Origin of the sequence: Maribacter spongiae, assembly GCF_047345125.1 — a bacterium.
Classification (GTDB): Bacteria; Bacteroidota; Bacteroidia; order Flavobacteriales; family Flavobacteriaceae; genus Maribacter.
Genome location: NZ_JBLFEQ010000004.1, coordinates 143,619 through 162,684, shown reverse-complemented (window position 1 = coordinate 162,684; position 19,066 = coordinate 143,619). Strand labels below are relative to the sequence as shown.

Annotated in this window: 13 protein-coding genes and 1 tRNA gene; 9 read left to right on the top strand and 5 right to left on the bottom strand. The window is 42.3% G+C overall.

Annotated elements, in window-relative coordinates; all coding sequences use genetic code 11:
* Positions 1–79 precede the first annotated feature (79 nt).
* Complete coding sequence (gene polA / locus ACKWB9_RS07285; RefSeq protein WP_414002350.1) at positions 80–2,914, bottom strand: DNA polymerase I; 2,835 nt, start codon at positions 2,912–2,914, stop codon at positions 80–82.
* A 143-nt stretch (positions 2,915–3,057) separates the two neighbouring features.
* On the bottom strand, positions 3,058–4,056 hold the full coding sequence (locus tag ACKWB9_RS07280) for an isoaspartyl peptidase/L-asparaginase family protein (RefSeq protein ID WP_414002349.1): 999 nt from the start codon (positions 4,054–4,056) through the stop codon (positions 3,058–3,060).
* Between the two features lie 180 nt (positions 4,057–4,236).
* On the opposite strand from ACKWB9_RS07280, the gene ACKWB9_RS07275 reads away from it, so the two are divergent.
* The 3 genes from ACKWB9_RS07275 to ACKWB9_RS07265 all read left to right on the top strand — a co-directional run bounded on the left by ACKWB9_RS07275 (position 4,237) and on the right by ACKWB9_RS07265 (position 6,632).
* Positions 4,237–4,959 carry a copper homeostasis protein CutC gene (locus ACKWB9_RS07275; RefSeq protein ID WP_414002348.1) on the top strand — a complete coding sequence of 241 codons (723 nt, stop codon included), beginning with the start codon at positions 4,237–4,239 and terminating at the stop codon, positions 4,957–4,959.
* Between the two features lie 54 nt (positions 4,960–5,013).
* Complete coding sequence (locus ACKWB9_RS07270; protein WP_414002347.1) at positions 5,014–6,243, top strand: metallophosphoesterase; 1,230 nt, start codon at positions 5,014–5,016, stop codon at positions 6,241–6,243.
* A 92-nt stretch (positions 6,244–6,335) separates the two neighbouring features.
* Positions 6,336–6,632 carry a thioredoxin family protein gene (locus ACKWB9_RS07265; protein ID WP_414002346.1) on the top strand — a complete coding sequence of 99 codons (297 nt, stop codon included), beginning with the start codon at positions 6,336–6,338 and terminating at the stop codon, positions 6,630–6,632.
* 141 nt (positions 6,633–6,773) lie between these two features.
* Here the strand turns inward: ACKWB9_RS07265 and ACKWB9_RS07260 are convergent, their stop codons facing one another.
* Complete coding sequence (locus tag ACKWB9_RS07260) at positions 6,774–10,097, bottom strand: glycosyltransferase family 117 protein (RefSeq protein ID WP_414002345.1); 3,324 nt, start codon at positions 10,095–10,097, stop codon at positions 6,774–6,776.
* 275 nt (positions 10,098–10,372) lie between these two features.
* Between ACKWB9_RS07260 and ACKWB9_RS07255 the strand changes: the two genes are divergently transcribed.
* Positions 10,373–10,443 (top strand) — tRNA-Gln (locus ACKWB9_RS07255).
* A 227-nt stretch (positions 10,444–10,670) separates the two neighbouring features.
* Positions 10,671–11,009, top strand: a complete 339-nt coding sequence (locus ACKWB9_RS07250) for a hypothetical protein (RefSeq protein ID WP_414002344.1) — start codon at positions 10,671–10,673, stop codon at positions 11,007–11,009.
* A 78-nt stretch (positions 11,010–11,087) separates the two neighbouring features.
* On the opposite strand, the gene ACKWB9_RS07245 is transcribed toward ACKWB9_RS07250, so the two are convergent.
* Positions 11,088–12,398: a cation:proton antiporter domain-containing protein gene (locus ACKWB9_RS07245; RefSeq protein ID WP_414002343.1), complete on the bottom strand. Its 1,311-nt coding sequence runs from the start codon at positions 12,396–12,398 to the stop codon at positions 11,088–11,090.
* Between the two features lie 217 nt (positions 12,399–12,615).
* On the opposite strand from ACKWB9_RS07245, the gene rimP reads away from it, so the two are divergent.
* Genes rimP through infB form a run of 3 tightly spaced genes read left to right on the top strand, consistent with a single transcriptional unit; the run spans position 12,616 to position 17,071 of the window.
* Positions 12,616–13,077 (top strand): ribosome assembly cofactor RimP, encoded by a 462-nt coding sequence (rimP, locus tag ACKWB9_RS07240; RefSeq protein WP_414002342.1) that lies wholly within the window; start codon positions 12,616–12,618, stop codon positions 13,075–13,077.
* 12 nt (positions 13,078–13,089) lie between these two features.
* Positions 13,090–14,322 carry a transcription termination factor NusA gene (nusA, locus tag ACKWB9_RS07235; RefSeq protein ID WP_414002341.1) on the top strand — a complete coding sequence of 411 codons (1,233 nt, stop codon included), beginning with the start codon at positions 13,090–13,092 and terminating at the stop codon, positions 14,320–14,322.
* 43 nt (positions 14,323–14,365) lie between these two features.
* Complete coding sequence (infB, locus tag ACKWB9_RS07230; RefSeq protein WP_414002340.1) at positions 14,366–17,071, top strand: translation initiation factor IF-2; 2,706 nt, start codon at positions 14,366–14,368, stop codon at positions 17,069–17,071.
* A 37-nt stretch (positions 17,072–17,108) separates the two neighbouring features.
* Here the strand turns inward: infB and ACKWB9_RS07225 are convergent, their stop codons facing one another.
* Complete coding sequence (locus tag ACKWB9_RS07225) at positions 17,109–17,507, bottom strand: SPOR domain-containing protein (protein WP_414002339.1); 399 nt, start codon at positions 17,505–17,507, stop codon at positions 17,109–17,111.
* Between the two features lie 204 nt (positions 17,508–17,711).
* On the opposite strand from ACKWB9_RS07225, the gene ACKWB9_RS07220 reads away from it, so the two are divergent.
* Positions 17,712–19,058: a cytochrome c3 family protein gene (locus ACKWB9_RS07220; RefSeq protein ID WP_414002338.1), complete on the top strand. Its 1,347-nt coding sequence runs from the start codon at positions 17,712–17,714 to the stop codon at positions 19,056–19,058.
* The last annotated feature ends 8 nt before the right edge of the window (positions 19,059–19,066 follow it).

Genomic DNA, 19,066 nt, shown 5'->3' with positions numbered 1-19,066 from the left:
TTCTTTAGGAGCGGTATGTATGCAACGGGATAAAATTGCCTTTTAGTGTGATTTTTAGGACGGATTTAACATAAAGCTACTAATGTGCTTCCAACCAATTATCACCAAGCCCGACTTCCACGTCCAAAGGAACAGCAAGTTTGTAGGCATTTTCCATTTCTGTTTTGATGAGCTTTTTCACGGTATCCAATTCCGGTCTGTAACAATCAAAAACCAGTTCATCATGTACTTGTAAGAGCATTTTGGTTTTATAATTGGCTTCCGATAATTTCTTATGGATGTTGATCATCGCTATTTTAATGATGTCCGCGGCACTCCCCTGAATGGGCGCGTTAACGGCATTGCGTTCTGCGGCACCACGAACAATGGCATTACTGCCGTTAATATCCTTTAAATAACGTCTTCTTCCTAAAACCGTTTGAACATAACCATTGTCTCGGGCAAAGTCTATTAATTCCCCCATGTAGTTCCTGAGTTTTGGATAGGTTTTGTAATAGGTGTCTATAAGTTCTTTGGATTCTGCCCGGCTAAGATCCGTTTGATTGCTCAGGCCAAAGGCAGATACCCCGTAGATAATCCCAAAGTTTACCGTTTTGGCATTGCTGCGCTGCGCGCGCGTTACTTCATTTATAGGTACGTTAAATACCTTTGAGGCCGTTGAGGTATGAATGTCCTCGCCGTTTTTGAACGCTTCGATCATGGTGTCTTCTTCGCTCAGGGCCGCTATGATCCGTAGTTCTATTTGAGAGTAATCCGCTGCCAACAACGTATAGTTTTCATCTCTTGGAACAAATGCCTTGCGCACTTGCCTTCCCCTTTCTGTACGGATGGGGATATTCTGTAAATTTGGATTGTTGCTACTTAGTCTGCCCGTGGCGGCAACGGTCTGCATATAATCGGTATGTACCCGTCCCGTGGAGATTTCCACTTGCTCGGGCAATGCATCCACATAGGTGCTTTTTAATTTGGCCAACCCGCGATAATCCAGAACATTTTGAATGATCTCATGGTCTTTGGCTAAATAGGAAAGTACGTCTTCTGCCGTGGAATATTGACCGGTCTTGGTCTTTTTGGGCTTGTCTATCAACTTTAACTTGTCAAAAAGAATTTCCCCCAATTGTTTTGGTGAACCAATGTTAAATTCTTCACCGGCGGCTTCATAAATTTTTTGTTCTAGTGATATAATATCATTATTCAATTCTTCGGATAATGATTTTAAGAAACCCTCGTCTAGACGGATACCTTCCAGTTCCATGTCCGCCAAAACTTTCAATAATGGAATTTCGATGTCGTTAAAAAGCCCATCGGTTTCGGCCGCCGCCAGTTCCGGTCTAAAATGACGTGCCAATTGAAAGGTGATATCGGCATCCTCTACGGCGTATTCCGTTTGTTTTTCCAGGGGAACGTCGCGCATGGAAAGCTGGTTCTTTCCTTTTTTTCCGATGAGTTCCGTAATGGAAACCGGCGTGTAGTTCAAATAAGTTTCTGAAAGCACATCCATATTGTGTCGCATATCCGGATTAATAAGATAATGCGCCAACATGGTATCAAAGAACTTACCTCTGACCTGAATGTTGTATTTGTGAAGTACCTTAATATCGTATTTTAAATTTTGACCGATTTTCTCGATCGTCGTGGATTCAAAAAACGGGCGAAGTTGCTCTAAAATTTCCTGTGCCTCATCTTTATTTTCAGGGATGGATATATAGAACCCTTTGGTGGCTTCCCACGAAAAAGCGATTCCTACTAACGCTGCGGTCAAGGGGTTTAAACCGGTCGTCTCCGTATCAAAGCAAACGGAGGTCTGCTTCATTAAATTTTGAAGAAACAGTTTCATGGCCATTCCGGGGGCCACGCTTTGATAAACGTGTGGAATATCGTTGATCGTGTTTCTGCTCGAGGCATCTTTTATGGTAGCCGGGCTGGCCCCGTCATTGCCAAAAAGGGAAAATTGTCCGCTTCCGGCGGATGTAGTGGCTTTTGGAGCGATCTTTGTACCTGTAACTTCCGTTTGAGGAACTTCTTCCTCCTTGGAAAATATTTTCAGAAATTGCTCCTTGAGCCTTCTGAATTCCAATTCTTCAAAAACCTCCTGTACTTTTTCGGAATCGGGTTCGGACATTTCATAATCATCGGCATTAAAAGTAACGTCGCAATCAATTTTGATTTCCGCCAGTTTTCTGGAAAGGCGGCCCAGAGCTGCGTTTTCCTCTACTTTCTCCTTCATTTTGCCCTTCAATTGATCCGTATTGGCCAAAAGACCTTCCATGTCGTCAAACTGTTCCAGGAATTTTTTTGCGGTCTTATCGCCTACTCCCGGCAGCCCGGGAATATTATCACTGGCATCGCCCATCATTCCCAAATAATCGATTACCTGTTCGGGGCGTTTTACGCCAAAACGTTTTTGTACCTCGGGAATACCCCAAATCTCTATACCGTTCCCCATACGAGCGGGCCGGTACATAAAAATATTTTCCGAGACCAATTGTCCAAAATCTTTGTCCGGGGTGACCATAAAGACTTTATAATCTTCCTTTTCGGCCTGTTTTGCCAAAGTGCCTATAAGGTCATCGGCTTCATAGCCTGCCAGCTCCACCACAGGAATTTTCATCGCCTTTAGAATGTTCTGGATATAGGGTACCGCAATGCGTATGGCATCCGGTGTCTCATCACGATTGGCTTTATATTCCTCGAACAGTTCTGTCCGTTCCACGCTTCCCCCCTTGTCAAAGGCCACGGCCAAATGGTCCGGTCTTTCCCGTTTTATAACATCGAAGAGGGAGTTCATAAACCCCATAATGGCGGAAGTGTCCATGCCTTTTGAGTTGATTCTTGGATTCTTGATCAAGGCATAGTACCCACGGAAAATCAATGCATAGGCATCAAGTAAAAAAAGTCTTTTTTGGTCAGGCATAATTGAAAATTAGAAATACGGAATTGTAAGTTCAAAGTCTCTAAAAATACGAAATGGAGTAGAAAAAGAACTAAAAAACGAGCTGTTAGGTGAAAGAGTTTTTAACAATGGCCTTGTCCTTGATTTTCAACGGCAAAGCGATTTTAGGGCTTTAAAAAGCTCTTCGACGGATTATTGTCATGCCCCTTTCCCGAATAGGTCCGATACGTAAACCCGGGATGAATGCAATAGCCTCCGGTTTCACCTTTCTTGTTAATGGCTATAAACCCTATCTGAAAATCAAGTTTGCCCTTGTTCTTGGCAATAATACGTCTTATGCCTTCCTCGCAAGCTTCTTGGGGCGATTTCCCCTGCCGCATCAGTTCCACGATCAAAAAACTGCCCACGGTACGTACCACTTCCTCGCCAACGCCTGTTGCCGTGGCTCCGCCCACTTCATTATCCACGAACAATCCTGCCCCGATAATGGGAGAATCCCCCACGCGGCCGGCCATTTTATAAGCCATGCCACTGGTAGTGCATCCCCCGGCGATATTACCATTTTTATCAATGGCCAACATACCAATGGTATCGTGGTTTTCAATATTGATAATAGGTTCATATCGAGATGTCTTTTTCCATTCCAACCATTCTTTTTTGGATTGTTCCGTTAACAGGTCCATTTTTTCAAACCCTTTTTCATAGGCAAACTGCTCTGCGCCTTTTCCCGCCAACATGACATGGGGGGTGTCTTCCATTACTTTTCGTGCTACGGAAATGGGGTTGGCAATATGCTGCATGGCCAGCACGGCACCACAGTTTCCATCCTTATCCATAATACAGGCATCCAAGGTCACGCGGCCATCCCTGTCCGGTCGCCCGCCCCTACCAACAGATTGGTTGTTCACATCATCTTCCTCTACCTTTACGCCCTGTTCAACGGCATCTAGGGCACTTGCCCCCGAGCTTAGGACTTCCCAGGCTTTGGCAGAGGCATTGTGAAAATCCCAGGTACAGATTACAATGGGCTTTATGGTTTCCGTATGTCCTTTTAAGATGCTTTTCTTCTCTTCTTCGTTCGCTTTGCAAGAAGTTAAAAAAGGGGTCGATAGTACCCCGGCAGTGGCTACACCGGAATTTTTAAGGAAGTTTCTTCTTTTCATATCTTGTTTAAAATATTAATTGATCTGATAATGCCTGTTGTAAGCATTTATTGTATGGATTGACTATTATATTTTAGCATAGAAAAATGATTGTTTCTGTGGGTATGCAAAAAAAATAATTTTGTTTATGTCCGTTTCATTCGTTCGGTTCTTTATTTTTAGAGGATTAAATATAACAATATGATCGTTGAAGTTTGTGCCAATTCTTTGGAATCTGCATTAAATGCGCAAATTGCCGGTGCCAATAGAATTGAACTTTGTGCTGAGCTCGGCGTTGGCGGTATTACACCTTCTTATGGACTTTTAAAAACGATACGTGAACAGGTTCGGATTCCTGTTCATGTACTTATACGGCCCAGAAGCGGGGATTTTACGTATTCCGATATTGATTTTGATATTATGAAACGGAACATAGCACTGTGTGCGGAGCTTGGTTTTGATGGCATTGTCTCGGGAGTATTGTCTCGGGATTTCAGGTTGGATGTAAAACGGACCGAGCAGTTAATAAAAGCATCGGGCACTTTAAAATTCACCTTTCACAGGGCCTTTGATTGGATCAGGGATCCTTTTGAAACCTTAGAACGGTTGGAAAACCTGGGAATTGATTATATATTAACCTCGGGACAGCAAAAATCCGCTTTGGAAGGCATTGATTTATTAAGTCGATTAAAGGAAAAGACCAATAAAACGGTTATAATGCCGGGTGCCGGAATTAATGCCGAAAATGTGCATCAATTCAAGGAGAGGGGTTTTAACGCTGTTCATTTATCCGGTAGCCGATTTGAGCAAGGACTTGAAGAATTGCCAAAAATACCTATGAGTTCCCCTTCTTTTTTACGGGACGACAAAATTCCCGTAAGCAATGTGGGGGTCATTAAAGCGGTAGTGGATAAGGTTAAATAAAATGCAAAAGAGAACGGCATGAACCGCTTTAAAATATCTTTGTAAAAAACGTTTATGTTACGCTGGATCATCTTTATTGCAATTTATATAGGGTTAAGTATTTACGTGCTTCAAGCACTTAAAACAGTGGTGAAACAGCCCTGGGCATATTATTTGTACATGGGTATTGCCACTGTGGTCCTGATCAATTTTGTATATCAGTTTACGGCAGGGGGGGAGGTAGGAAGAATATTGAGCAGGCCAAAAAGCTATGCTTTTGGTTTTTTGTTGACCATACTTACCTTTAAGGTCATTACCATTTTTTTTCTGTTTTCGGAAGATATGTTCAGGGTGGTGACGGGTATCTATCAGAGGGTTTTTGGTGCCTCGCGGGAATTTAGCCTGCCGCAGCGAAGGCAGTTTTTAAGTTTAATGGCCATGGGCATCGCCTCCATTCCTTTTGGGGCACTTTTGTATGGGATGTTCAAGGGAAAGTATAATTTTAAGGTGCTTGAATATGAGTTGGAGTTCGATGATCTGCCCGATGCTTTTCATGACTATCGGATTACACAGATATCGGATATACACAGTGGTAGTTTTGACGATCGGGAAAAAATCGAATATGCCATTGATCTGATCAATGCACAGCAAAGCGATGCTATTTTATTTACCGGCGATATGGTCAATAACAAAGCGGAAGAAATGAAACCGTGGGCCGACCTTTTTGGAACCTTAAAGGCCAAGGACGGAAAATTTTCGGTTTTGGGCAATCATGACTATGGCGATTATATCCCTTGGGATACCCAAGAATTAAAAAGGCAAAACCTTAAGGACCTAAAGGACTTGCAAAAACAAATGGGGTTTGATCTTTTATTGAACGAACACCGGTACCTTGAAAAGGGCACGGATAAAATTGCCCTTATCGGTGTAGAAAACTGGGGAAAGGGAGGCTTTAAAAAGGCAGGGGATTTGAAAAGGGCAGCGGCCCATGTTTCCCATGACGATTTTAAAATATTGATGAGTCACGACCCGTCCCATTGGGAGGAGGAAGTGATCCATGACGATATGCATTTTCATCTTACGTTGAGCGGGCATACCCATGGTATGCAATTTGGCATAGAAATTCCGGGGTGGATCAAATGGAGCCCCGTAAAATGGCGTTATAAATACTGGGCGGGGATTTATGAGGAACTCGGACAATTTATCAATGTAAACAGGGGTTTTGGTTTTTTGGGGTATCCGGGAAGGGTAGGTATTTGGCCGGAAATTACGGTTATCACTTTAAGAAAAAGACAATTAACATGATTTTAACCTAGCGATTGGTCTACAAAACCCCCGCTATTGTTAGTATTTTAACATTTTTTACTACATTTGGCGAATCTAGCAAAGCTATTGATATGTCTAAATTTGGTGAACTAATAGATTTAAATGTTCCTGTTCTTTTGGATTTTTATGCAGAATGGAACGAGCAGTCTACTGCCATGCATCCCGTATTGAGAGATGTTGCCGCCGCACTTGGTGATAGAGGTAAAGTAATAAAGATCGATGTGGACAAGAATAAGGAGCTTTCCCAGGCTTTGCGTGTAAAAGGACTTCCTACCTTAATGATATACAAAAAAGGTGAAATGGTATGGCGTCAAAGTGGTGAGCAGGATGCCAATACCCTTATTGGTATCTTGAACGAATACGTCTAGTTTCTACTGTTCCTTGCTTTGTAATTATTCTACATTTTGCAAAGGGAATATATTTTATCTTATAGATTCCTTTTTTCTTTATTGAAATTAAAAGGTTTGGCTATTATGGCCTAAAACGGCTTTCATTTTGGTTGGGGATCCCTAGGGAGTGTCGATTCCTGTACTGCCCGTTTGTACGGTATCTGAAATGGGTAGGGTATCTCTCATGTCAGGATTTCCTTCCAGGTCCGTGGCGGGTATTTCCATATCATCCTCGTCTCTATAGAAATGTTGGAACTTGTCTATGTACTCATTAAAGATCAAGGTTTCTTTTTCTGCCATTTCCCTGTCGTCATTGGAGATTAACATATCAATATTTCTGCGATAGGCTTCCATATCCGCTATAATATCATCTATATTGCCATACTGCTCATCTAGATTGGTACCTGCATAATATTCCAGGCGTTCCTGATATTTTGTTTTTAGCTTATTGAACAGTTCCCTTGCTTTTTGAGTTTCCCCCACCTTGTAATAACCATCTACAAAGGGTTCTATCAGGGCGTAATAACCAAAATGGTCTATAGGCATATTGTTCAGGGAAATCTCGATGATTTCCTTGGCTTTGTCCATTTTGTTTTCCGCAATGAGCTTTTCCATTAGGCGTGCCAAATTGCCCCGGTAAGAAACACTTTGGATTCTCGTTTGGGTATCGTGATATATGGTCGTGTCGCCCGAATTTCCCCAATCCCAATTTTTGACGATATCATACATTAAATCGGTATCGATCCTACCCATTTCAAAAGAATTTGGTCTTTCCGTGCGTATGGGAACCAGTTTGTAGGCCAAACCGTCCAATTGCAGGTAATCCTTCATCCATAGGTATTCGGCATTGTCAAAGCTCCCCCCAGAAAAATAGAGCGGTCTTTTCCAGTCGTTATTGGCCAGTATGTCCAACATCATCATGCTTTTCTTAGTGATGACACCGGGCAGGTCAATATCAATATAATCAACGATCAGGGCCGAATCCTTTTCCTTTACCAGGCCACTGGCCAGGGCATTTTTCTTATTTACGGGCACCCGTATTTTATTGGTGGGGTAGTACACGTAATTTTGAGTGTCCTCTGAATAATTGCTGAGGTCGGTGCCGTTCTGTTCCAGGAGATATTTGAACTTGGTCCTGGGTTTATCGCTATCGATCCAGTTAATAAAATCCTTTATAGGCCATCTGTTTTCGGTAATACCTTGGTGGTAGAGCACGTCCCTGTTGCCCCAACGATATTTTTCATGGGTGATCTGTGAGGGAATGGGATTGCTTTCATACGCTTTTTGTTTCATTTGATCTACATACCAATCCGTTTCAAAAAGACTTGTACATACAATGCGGATATCCGTTCTGTATCCTTCTATTTCCTGGGCGTACCAAAGTGGAAACGTATCATTGTCGCCAATGGTGAACAGTATGGCCCCGGCATCTTTCTGGCATGAATCCAAATAGGCCTTGGCCGAAGCATTTGCGGTAAAACGGTCGGATCGGTCATGGTCGTCCCAGTTCTGTACGGCCATCACCGTAGGAACGGCCAATAAGCATGCGACTACAACAATAGGGGCTAGTACCTTGGGGGTAAGCCAGTCTTTAAAACCATCATAAAGGCCATAGACACCAAGCCCGATCCATAAAGCAAAAACATAAAAGGACCCCACTAAGGAATAATCCCGTTCACGGGGCTGGAATATGTAGGGGTTTGTGTAGAATTGAATGGCAAGACCTGTAAACAGGAAAAAGATCATCAATACCCAAAATTGTTTTGGGTTTTTGGAAATTTGGAATACCATACCAATGATCCCCAGCAATAAGGGTAAAAAGAAATAGGTATTTCGCCCCTTGTTGTTCTCAATATCACTTGGTAGGTTGTCTTGACTGCCCAATCGCCAGCTGTCAAAGAATTTTATACCGCTCAACCAATTTCCATTATCGTTATAGCGCCCTTGCACATCATTTTGTTTGCCTACAAAATTCCACATAAAGTAACGCAGGTACATATAATTGAATTGAAATTCGAACATATATTTGATGTTGTCCCAGACCGATGGCGGTTCTATCTCCAGATAATCTTCAAACCGCTTTAAAAAACTTATATACTGATCGGCATCTATTTCACCATTGGCGAATCCCGTCTTTATTTGGCTCACGGCCTGACGAAGTTCTTCGTTGGATTGCGTCATTCTAAAATCCAAGGGGCCAAAATACTGCATATAGTTTTCGGCATGCTGGGAACTCCACATTCTGGGCAACAGGCCCTGGTGATTTGGATTTGCGCCCTGTTCGGCATCTTTGTATTTGTTTACAATGATATATTTGCCCAGAGTGTAGTCTTTTTCATATTTAGGTTTGCCGTCTCGGTCCTCACCCGGATCTGCGAACATACTGGAATAATAGGTTCCATAAATAGGACTGTCCACACCTGGATATTGTTCTCTGTTATAATAGGCCAAGAGGGCCCTGGCATCTTCGGGGTTGTTTTCATTGATAACAACTTTGGCATTGGCCCTTATGGGGAGCATTAACCAGGAAGAAAATCCTATGAAGAGAAACATTAGGGATAAAACTATGGTATTGGCCGTTCTGTAGTTGTTTTTTCTGGTATATCTAAGACCAAAGTAGAATGCTGAGATAAACAGTATGCCTATAATGATGGAGCCCGAGTTAAAGGGCAGGCCGATACTATTGATGAAAAACACCTCGCCCCAACCGAACAGTTTTAAGACATAGGTAAGGGAAAATTTATAGACCAACATCAAAATACCGATTACCACAATATTGGCGAGCAGGAAATTCTTGACCGTTGTTTTCCTGTATGTTTTAAAATAGTACAATAATCCCACCGATGGAATGGCCAAAAAGCCCATGAACTGTATCCCAAAAGTAAGTCCGATAACGAATGAAATAAGGATGATCCAACGGTTGCCCCTTGGGTCGTTCAGGTTATCCGTCCATTTCAGGCCCAGCCATAGTAACAGTGCCATGATAAAACTGGCCATGGCATATACCTCGGTCTCTACCGCATTGAACCAGAAACTATCGGAATAGGTAAATGCCAAAGCACCGACCAAACCACTTCCCAGAATGGCAATGGCTTTACTGTTGGTCAGTTTTTCATCCTTATCCAATAATTTTTTGGTGATATTGGTGAGTGTCCAGAACATAAAAAGTACAGTAAACGCGCTGGAAACCCCGGAAACTAAATTGACCATCATGGCCACTTGGCCGGGTTCTAGGGCGAACATGGCGAAAAATGCACCGATCATTTGTAATAATGGGGCCCCTGGTGGGTGGCCCACCTGCAATTTTGCGGCCGTGGCTATATATTCCCCCGCATCCCAAAAGCTATTGGTGGGTTCAACGGTTATAAAATAGGTGATAAACGCTATGAAAAATACGGCCCACCCAAGAAAGGTGTCCCATTTCTGGAAGTTCTTTAAAAACATGTAACCCTGGTTAAAGCTATGGGGCGAATTTACTAATTAAAATAGATAACGAACTACATTTTTTATAAACCTTTAACAGGACCTTCCCCGCCTCGTCAAGGGAAAAGAACACATTTAATTAGCCTATATCCGAGATGGAAAAACAAGAATGACCAAATCTATTTACGTAAATTTGTTTTTTGCATTATTGTAGGTGAAAATGTTTGTGCAAACCAAACTTTGTTTTAAATTTGCACGCTCTTTGCTGAATCACTTTCAGTCATAAGAAATGGTATTGGCCCATGGTGTAATGGTAACACTCCGGTTTTTGGTACCGTCATTCTAGGTTCGAGTCCTAGTGGGCCAACAAAATAAAATGTAACAAATCCCGATTTCTGCTAGATTTCGGGATTTTTTATTGACGGTAATTTCGACCATTTATCGGTATAAAGGAGCCTGTTGTACGTCTTTTTATTGTGAATTCCCGATAATTTGTATATTGTCAGGGATATGAGCTATGATTGGTTTTGTAAAAGAATACTTGATCTGGCCGGTCTCTGTTAGTTTTACCCCGCCCCTTTAAAGCTAATTTGTATGAAATTAACCGTAAAAAAGTTGAAGATTATTTTGGTGCTGGTCATCGCAGGTTTTGGTATCGGCATCTATCTTCAAGATTTGGAACATCGGAAAAGCACTGCGCACGCCTGGAAGGCGAACCGGTATAATCTTTCCCGCTTCAATAAGATTACCGATTACAATAAAAAAATGAACGCCCGTAATTGGCGCGCCATGAAAGATAGTATTAACGATCAGTTAGATACCCTTATGATCTTAAGGTTTAGAAGGGAAGTGGATAGTATGAACAATGTTGATATTCCGATCAAAGCGCAAAAGGCCGCTGTTCTGGGGTCATCTTTTTTAAACGCAAATTAATTATGATTCCTTTTATCTAGAGGAGGTCACTTTGTTTTTAGTGTCATTCCGGAATATTGGAAATTTTTGAAAGATCATTCATTTTTCGGGCTGGCCTTCTATTTCGGTTTCTCCGTTAAGTGCGGCTTCCGTTCCATTCCTTAACAAATCCTCAGCTTCGTTTCTTTCTGCATATTCTTCATCAATTTCGTCCAATAAGGTATTCATTTTGCGTTTGTCCTTGATCATGGCCCAGGTCATTACAAGACTGGTGGCGATAATGACGAACAACAAAATACCCGATTCAAAATTGGGTACTTGTGCCTCTGTCGGTATCGCATAAAAGAGTAGTACGGTAATCAAGCCTCTTGGCGCTACATACAATTGGGGCAATATGTCCTTTCCCATAAATATGCGAAGTATCAAAAACCGGATCCCATAAATGGAAAGTACTATCAAAATACTTATGAGTGCTACATTAAGGCTGAAAAGCGAAGTGATGGCAATGCTCAACCCAAAGACCACAAAGAAAAAAGTGCGTACCACAAAAGCGGTTTCTAAAGTGATGATATGTAATTCATGATAGATTTGGCGCAGTTTTTCATTTTCCAGAAAAACAGCCATTTTTCCGGGAAAGAATAGTTTTACATTGGCAATGACGAGGCCGAAAATGAGGATGATGATCAAGGAGGATAAATGGAATTTTTTTCCAATGGCATATAGCAATAGGAGTACGGCGATCAATAAAAATAATTTGGCCTGACTCTTGATCTGTTGGAAAATTAGGATAATGGCATAGCTGGTCGCCAAGCCAATGCCAATGGTCAGTGCCAGATTGCCCACGAACCCGGACATTCCCGTATCTTCCGCAGGGTTCAACCCGCCGATCAGGTAGTAAAACATCATAATTCCCATAATGTCGGAAAAGGTGCTTTCGTAAATGTGGAATTCCTTTTTAACTTCAGAAAGTCCGCTAACACTGGGGATGATAATGGCACTGGAAAGAATGGACAGGGGGGTGGCATATAACCATGCGGATTGCATGGACATCCCCGGAGTGAATTGATATAAGATTAAAGCGGCAACATAAGCAGAACCTACAAGTCCGATCAGGGCAATGGCCATGGATTTTAAAATGGGGACTAATTTTTCCCGTTTTAACTCCAGCTCCAAAGCGGCTTCAAGCACGATCATTATCAAACCTATAATGCCTAAAATTTCCAGTCCCCCGGAAAAATTCGGTGTTTCTGGAACAAGATACTTCAATACGTATTGTAGAATGAGTCCCAGGACAATGAGCATAAGTACTGACGGAATGTTGGTTTTTTTAGAGATTCCGTTAAACCAAAAAGAAAGAATAATAATGACCGATGCCCCTATAATGAGATTGTAAGAAGATAAAATATCCATGTTGCGTTGGTTTGGTTCTTAAAAATAAAACTATTTCGATTAATACGTTCAAGTCTCCCTGTAAATTCCGGTAGGTAATGCAGTGTTCGTTTATCTTATTTAAATAGAGGATTTTGGATTGTTCTTTAAAACAAAATTATTGTATATTTGCACCACTGAAAGGATATCGGGATATTCATGAGGGGACAATTTGTCCCCTCTTTTATTACTTGGTTTTATGTTAAAGGAAAACGTAAAAAAGTTATTGGACGAAGGATTGGAGCAGGACGAATCACTTTTTTTGATCGATTTTACCGTAAGTCCGGACAATGGGATAAAAGTGATCATAGATGGGGATAATGGCGTTACCGTTGAAGATTGTATAAGGATCAGCAGGGCCATTGAGCATAATTTGGATCGGGATGCCGTTGATTTCTCATTGGAGGTCGCCTCGGCGGGAGCTACAGCTCCAATGGTCATGCCCAGGCAGTATAAGAAGAATATAGGGAGAAAGCTAGAGGTGGAGACCCTGGAATCAAAATATGAGGGGAAACTTACCGAGGCCAACGCCGAGCATATTGTGCTGGAATGGAAAGCTAGGGAACCCAAACCCATAGGAAAAGGGAAGGTTACGGTTCAGAAAAGGAAAACATTGAATTTTTCTGAAATAACAAAAGCAAAAGTTGTATTAAAATTTTAATTATAGGTACTAATGGAAAATATTGCGTTAATTGAATCTTTCTCGGAGTTTAAGGATGATAAATTCATAGACAGGGTGACGCTAATGGCAATTTTGGAAGATGTTTTCAGAAATGCATTAAAAAAGAAATTCGGTTCGGATGAGAATTTTGATATCATTATAAATCCGGATAAAGGGGATTTGGAGATTTGGCGTAACCGTATTGTTGTAGAGGATGGGGAAGTAGAGGAGCCAAATGAGGAAATCTCTTTGACCGAAGCCCGTAGGATCGAGCCCGATTTTGAGGTTGGCGAAGATGTTTCGGAGGAAGTAAAATTGATAGATTTGGGTAGAAGGGCCATTTTGGCATTGCGTCAAAATTTGATCTCTAAGATCCATGAGCACGATAATACCACCATTTACAAGCAGTTTAAGGATTTGGAAGGAGAGATATATACGGCCGAGGTGCATCACATTCGCCATAAGGCAATTATTTTGCTGGACGATGAGGGCAATGAGATCATTCTTCCAAAAGATCGCCAGATCCCGTCCGATTTCTTTAGAAAGGGAGACAACGTAAGAGGGGTCATAGAAAGTGTGGAATTAAAAGGGGCCAAGCCTACTATCATTATGTCCAGAAGCTCCCCGATATTTTTGGAGCAACTGTTTTTTCAGGAAATCCCGGAAGTTTTTGATGGTTTGATCACGATAAAAAAAGCGGTCCGTATCCCGGGAGAAAAAGCAAAGGTTGCCGTGGATTCCTATGATGACCGTATTGATCCGGTGGGTGCCTGTGTGGGAATGAAAGGTTCTCGTATACATGGTATCGTAAGGGAGCTGGGCAATGAGAACATAGACGTTATCAACTGGACCAATAATCCGCAATTATTAGTGACCAGGGCCTTGAGCCCGGCGCGCGTCTCTTCCGTTAAATTGAACGACGAGAAAATGACCGCTCAGGTGTACCTGAAACCGGAAGAGGTTTCCAAGGCTATTGGTAGGGGCGGACATAATATTAGATTGGCAGGACAATTAACGGGTTATGAGATAGATGTGTTCCGTGAAGGTGTGGAAGAAGATGTGGAATTGACCGAATTCTCGGATGAAATAGATGCTTGGATCATAGAGGAATTCAAGAAAATTGGTTTGGATACCGCAAGAAGCGTATTGGAGCAAGATGTGGATGATTTGGTAAAACGTACCGATTTAGAAGAGGAGACAATTTTGGAAGTTGTGCGTATCCTAAAAGAAGAATTAGAAGATTAGCTATATATTAGCAGGTAAAATTAAAGAACGGGAATCAGTATTTATGGCAGATAATGCAACAATAAGACTTAATAAAGTTCTTCGTGAACTTAATATTTCCTTGGATAGGGCAGTGGATTTTTTAAACACCAAAGGACATGATGTAGAGGCACGACCTACTACAAAGATCTCCAGTGAAGTGTATCAGGTCCTACTGGATGAGTTCCAAACGGATATGAGCAAAAAAGTTGCATCCAAGGAAGTAGGTGAAGAAAAGCGTAAGGAGAAGGAAGCCATAAGGATTCAGTTGGAGCAGGAACAGGAAGAGCGCAGATTGGCAAGGGAAAGGAGGAATGCTGCCTCTGAAAATGTGATTAAGGCGAAGGCGGAACTTTCCGGACCCAAGACCGTGGGTAAAATAGATTTGGACCCAAAGAAAAAGACTGCTGAGGCCCCGCCAAAAGAAGAGGTTGAAAAAACCAAGGAAACGCCTGAAGTATCCGAGGTTAAAGTGGAAACGCCCGAAATAGAGGAGAAAAAACCAGAGAAGGAAAAGAAAAAGACCGAAACCGAAACTGAGGCCGAGGTCGAGGAGGTGAAGCCCGAAGAGCCCAAAACATTGGAGACCCAATATCAGAAATTATCGGGTCCAAAGATTACCGGGGATAAAATAGATCTGACCAAATTCCAGAAACCAAAGAAAAAGAAAGAAGAGGATAAGCCTGCGGCCAATTCGGATAGAAAAAAGAGAAGAAAACGTATCGTCAGTAAAAATCCCTCAGGTTCGGGGCAGCAATCCGGGAAAAATGATAGGAGGGGCGGAAACAGACGTTTTGCACAGGCGAACAAAGTAGAGCCTTCCGAAGAGGATGTGCAAAAACAAGTACGGGAAACCCTTGAAAAACTTCAGGGGAAATCCAAGAAGGGGAAAGGTGCCAAATATAGAAGGGACAAAAGGGATCAGCACAGGCAGCAGACCGAAGCTGATCTGGAGCAACAAGAACTGGAAAGCAAAATCCTGAAAGTGACCGAGTTTGTTACGGCAAGTGAAGTTGCTACCATGATGGGTGTTTCCACAACGGAGATTATTTCGGCCTGTATGTCCTTGGGTATTATGGTGACCATGAACCAGCGTTTAGATGCGGAAACGTTAACGATAGTTGCCGAAGAATTTGGATATGAAGTAGAATTCGTAACGGCGGATATCGAAGAAAGTATCATTGAAGAAGAGGACGATCCAAAAGATTTAAAACCAAGGGCCCCGATCGTGACCGTAATGGGACACGTGGACCATGGTAAGACCTCCTTGTTGGATTACATCCGTAAGGAGAATGTGATTGCAGGAGAGAGTGGTGGAATTACGCAACATATCGGAGCGTATGGAGTGACCCTTGAAAACGGACAAAAAATATCATTTTTGGATACACCGGGTCACGAGGCCTTTACCGCTATGCGTGCAAGAGGTGCCCAGGTAACGGATATTGCAATTGTAGTTGTGGCAGCGGACGATGATATTATGCCACAGACTAAAGAAGCCATAAGCCATGCCCAGGCAGCGGGGGTTCCTATCGTTTTTGCCATCAATAAAATAGATAGGCCAACGGCCAATCCGGATAAGATCAAGGAAGGTCTTGCCGGTATGAACCTGTTGGTAGAGGATTGGGGCGGTAAAATCCAATCCCATGATATTTCTGCCAAAACAGGAGAAGGAATAAAAGAACTGTTGGAGAAAGTGCTTTTAGAAGCTGAACTATTGGAATTGAAGGCCAATGCGGATAAATTGGCGGTCGGTACGGTCGTAGAGGCGTTTTTAGATAAAGGAAAGGGGTATGTGTCCACAATTTTGGTTCAGGCAGGTACCTTAAAAATAGGGGATTATGTATTGGCCGGAACATGTAGTGGAAAAGTCAAGGCCATGCAGGATGAGCGGGGCAAGGATGTAAAGGAAGTTGGCCCTTCCCAACCCATTTCAATTTTAGGATTGGATGGGGCGCCACAGGCGGGTGATAAATTCCATGTGTTGGACGATGAGCGCGAGGCCAAGCAAATTGCTGCCAGAAGATCGCAGTTGCAGCGAGAACAATCCGTTAGGACCCAACGACATATTACCTTGGATGAAATCGGAAGGCGAATTGCGCTGGGAGACTTTAAGGAATTGAATATTATCCTTAAAGGGGATGTGGATGGTTCGGTAGAAGCATTGACCGATTCTTTCCAGAAATTGTCTACAGATGAAATTCAGGTAAATATTATTTATAAGGCGGTCGGCCCCATCACGGAATCCGATGTGTTATTGGCTTCCGCTTCCGATGCCGTTATTATAGGATTTAATGTTAGGCCAATGGGTAATGCGAAGTCCATTGCGGAAAAAGAAGAAATAGATATCCGCATGTACTCCATTATTTATGATGCGATCAATGATTTGAAAGATGCGATGGAAGGTATGCTTTCTCCCGAAATGAAAGAGGAGATTACCGGTACGGCGGAAATTAGGGAGACCTTTAAGATTTCCAAGGTCGGTACCATTGCGGGTTGTATGGTCACCAGTGGAAAAATATTCAGGAATTCCAGCATCCGTTTGATTCGTGACGGTGTCGTTATCTATACGGGGGAACTAGCTTCTTTAAAACGCTTTAAGGATGATGCAAAAGAAGTGTCCAAAGGATATGATTGTGGTCTGCAAATCAAGAATTATAATGATATTCAGGAAAGTGATATTGTAGAGGCTTTCCAGGAAGTGGCGGTAAAGAAGACCTTAAAATCCAAATAGGATATTTATTTGCAAAACAAGAATAAAAAAAATCGACCTACTTGGTCGATTTTTTTGGTTTTAAGAGCATGGCGTCCGGATATTTTGCCCGTACTTCATTGAATTTTCGTTCCGCTTCTAACTTGGTTTTGAATCGGCCTATGCGAACCCGATATGTTGGGGAGTCGAAATCAATTTTAGAGGGAAGTTCGGGAAAATCCTGTTCCACGTCGGATTTGATCGATCGGGCCTTGTCAAAATCACCAAAACCTACCTGGATCCTATAATACTCGTTGTTTTTGAGCACACTTTTGTAGATATTCAAAAGCTGCGTTATTTGCTCGTCCTGTTGTATGTTTATTTGACCTTCCTGTCCGTGTGAAAAATGGAGGACAAAAAGAAAAACGGGTATTAAAACGATTTTTTGCATAACATAAAATTGAAGTGTTTTCCGCATTTACAAATGTAAATTTTTAAAAGATAAATGGTTATGATTTCAATTTATTTAGAAAAACTCTAAATTATAAATTATAAATACATTAACACTTTTTCAAACAAAGTCTATGTCGTATTTTTGCCTTCGATTTTGGCATGTGCCTCATATTTACCTACTAAAATTGGGCTAAAATCATGCCAAGATTCCGATTGAAATATTCGATATATGAAAAAGGTTCCATACCGCAATCAGTTTTCTAAATTTTTAGGGTTTAGTCTCTCAGCCTTCTTGCTTTTTTCGGTTTCAATAGTTGCTCAGGATGCTGCTGCTTCAACGGAATCCGGTGATCCGGCCAAAGGCAAATCGCTCTTTAATCAAAATTGTGCCGCTTGTCATGCGTTGAACAGGAAGATGACGGGGCCTGCTTTGGCCAACGTAGAGGCTCGTTTGTCCGATGAGGAAGGATTGGATCGTGAATGGTTGTACGATTGGATCAAGAATAGTCCGGGTATGATCAAATCGGGAGATGCCTATGCCAATAAAATTTATGCAGCGTATAATCAAGCGGCTATGACCGCTTTCCCTACGTTGTCCAATACCGATATAGACGATATTTTGGCCTATACCGCGGCTCCGCCTCCGGCGCCTGTGGCTGCTGCCGCAGGAACGGTGTCCGCTGATGGGGCGGGCGGGGATGCATCGGGAATTTCCAATGAGGTGATTTTGGGTGCCCTTGTCCTGGTTTTTGGTTTGTTGGTCATTATGCTGTTTCTTGTCAATAATACGTTGAGGCGCATTGCGGAGGCCAATGGTGTTTCGGTCGAAAGGGAAAAAGCGGAGAAAAGGACTCCTTTGTGGAAGGCTTTTGCCCAGAACCAATTCTTGGTGCTGGTCGCGGCAATATTCCTTTTGTTGGGAAGTGCTTATTTTGCCTATGGATGGATGATGCAGGTGGGCGTGGATCAGGGGTATGCCCCAATTCAGCCTATACACTATTCGCATAAAATACATGCTGGCGATAATAAGATAGAGTGTAAATATTGCCACTCTTCGGCCCGGGTCTCGAAACAATCGGGGATTCCGTCCTTGAATGTTTGTATGAATTGCCATAAATCCATTTATGAATACAAAGGGAATCCTGAAGGGCCTTCTCAAGAGGATTTGGCCAATGGGTATACCAATGAATTTTATACCAAAGAGATTAAAAAGTTGTACAAGGCTGTAGGTTGGGACGAGGAGAACCAGAAATATACCGGAGAGAGTCAGCCTGTGGAGTGGGTAAGGGTTCATAACCTGCCGGATTTTGCTTATTTCAACCACTCGCAACACGTTTCCGTGGCAGGAGTGGAATGTCAGACATGTCATGGTCCTGTTGAGGAAATGGAGATTATGTATCAGTATTCGCCTTTGACCATGGGGTGGTGCGTCAATTGCCATAAGGAGACCAATGTTAAGGTGGAAGGCAATGAATATTATGAAAAAATCCACTCGGAACTTTCCAAAAAGTATGGGGTAGAATCGTTGACGGCAGCTCAAATGGGAGGCCTGGAATGTGGAAAGTGTCACTATTAATTAAGATA